At 33.1% G+C, this 1747-nt stretch carries 2 protein-coding genes and 1 pseudogene; all 3 read left to right on the top strand.

The features are described 5' to 3' along the window. A partial coding sequence (locus HNP63_RS06465; protein ID WP_183227657.1) for a DUF228 domain-containing protein occupies positions 1-654 on the top strand: 654 nt, incomplete at its 5' end. A gap of 29 nt (positions 655-683) precedes the next feature. Then, a complete protein-coding gene (locus HNP63_RS06460) occupies positions 684-1256 on the top strand; it encodes a DUF228 domain-containing protein (RefSeq protein WP_006434241.1) in 573 nt (190 codons plus the stop codon). A gap of 18 nt (positions 1257-1274) precedes the next feature. Beyond that, a pseudogene (locus tag HNP63_RS06455) lies at positions 1275-1747 on the top strand (hypothetical protein); the annotation flags it as partial.

Genomic DNA, 1747 nt, shown 5'->3' with positions numbered 1-1747 from the left:
AGACAAGCTGAAGATGATGCAGTAATGGACCCATATCTTGAGTCGGTTAAAGAACTTGATGATATTCTTTTGAAATTCAAAAAATATGCAAAATCAATGAGTTCTGTTGAAAATAAGGTTTTTAGCAGTTCAAGTGGTTGTTTTCAGTCTAAGAATGAGCTAGTTGATGCTTATACATTTGCATGTTCAAGTTATACGGACAAAATAGAAGAATATTTCTACAATCCAAAAAAGAGTTTTCCATATAAGCGTGGGGTTAAACTTGTTCCAAAAGAGAACTCCGTATATGTTGAGGTTGGTGCTGATAATGATATGTATGGCATATGTGTTGATGTATGCGAATTTAGTTGTACTGCGTATGTTTTGCCAATTACAAATAACTTTGAAGGGTACCTTGTTACAAGAAATCCTAGTATAAAATCGGGTCAAATATTAGACATTAATTCAGATGGAGTTATTATCAAGGCTGATGGTGGGCCCCCAACATTAATTAATGCTTATGCACTCTCTGATTCATTTACAATCAAGTTTGCATCAGAAGATAAGGATAAACAAGCTGAAAACATAAGACAAGATTATTCGATTAATTTAATAAAAGTTACAATTTTTGGCAATAGAGGCCTTGAGAAAACAGTAGTTGCTGCTGGTGGTTAAGACTAAAGAATTTAAAAGGAGGAAAGTTAATGGCAGATACAACGCAATTAGTAAAAGAGTATCAAGAAAAGCGCAGTAAACTAGAAAAGTTTATGAAAAATCCACAACATTATACTGGTTTACTAGGCAATTCTATTGAGTTTAGAGACAAAAACGTGCAATTTTTTGCTTCTGGAGGCATTAGAACTAGTAGTTTTGATAAGTTGGAAAATCATCCATATTCGGGGTATCCCTATAAGCGCGGAGTAAAAAGAGTTATTCAAGAAGAAAAAAAGAATGAAATTCACTATGAGCCTCATGTTGAGGCTGGTGGTGGTGAAGACTTGTATGGAATATGCATTGATATAGACGAGTTTAGCAAAACAGCCACTATTGTTCCAATTACCAATAACTTTGAGGGGTACTTAGTAGCAAAAGATGCTATGCCTAAAACAAAAGATAAGCTTGTTTTCAATAAAGATGGTGCTCTTGAAAAGGTTACTGCAGGAGCAAATAAGACAACTATTAATGCAATAGCGTTGTCTGATGCAAAACAAATTAGCAATGATGTTTATTTGGTAAAAGTAGCAGTGTTTGGAAATAAAGCTATAAGTAAAAATTAAAAATTCAGGAGGATTAATATGGAATTATTTGACGAAAATTATTATGCAAAAGCTGTAGCTAATATCATAGGAGAAGTTAAAGACCCTATAATGTATAAATGGTTTTTACCCGATCAAATTGAAGATGTTGATCTGCAAATGGGCTACCAAAGAACTGTAAAGTGGGATGCTTTTCTAAATGCCAACCCTACAACAATTGCAAATGAGGTTAATACTATCTCAACTATTGGGTTTAGTTCTGAAGTGGTAAGACTCAACTACTTAAAACTGCAGTATAAATTTAGACATTTAAAGCAAGCGTCTGAGAAATTTTACACTTCAGACTCATATATTGGCGACATTAATAATAATTTACTACCTTTTACTCAAGCTTATAAGCTTGCAAGCAGCGAAATTATTAAACTTATTAATCATTTTGTACTAACAGGGACTGTTTCAATCCAAAAAGATGGAAAAAATCAAAAACGTCTACTTCCTAATATGTATGGACT

This window comes from Borreliella afzelii, from assembly GCF_014202295.1.
GTDB lineage: Bacteria > Spirochaetota > Spirochaetia > Borreliales > Borreliaceae > Borreliella > Borreliella afzelii.
Note: the sequence above shows the minus strand (reverse complement) of the source record. Positions and strands in the feature narration are given on the sequence as shown.

What these genes read in the sequence shown, in the direction of transcription:
- HNP63_RS06460 (WP_006434241.1), top strand. Translation starts at nt 684, where the DNA reads ATGGCAGATACAACGCAATTAGTAAAAGAGTATCAAGAAAAGCGCAGT.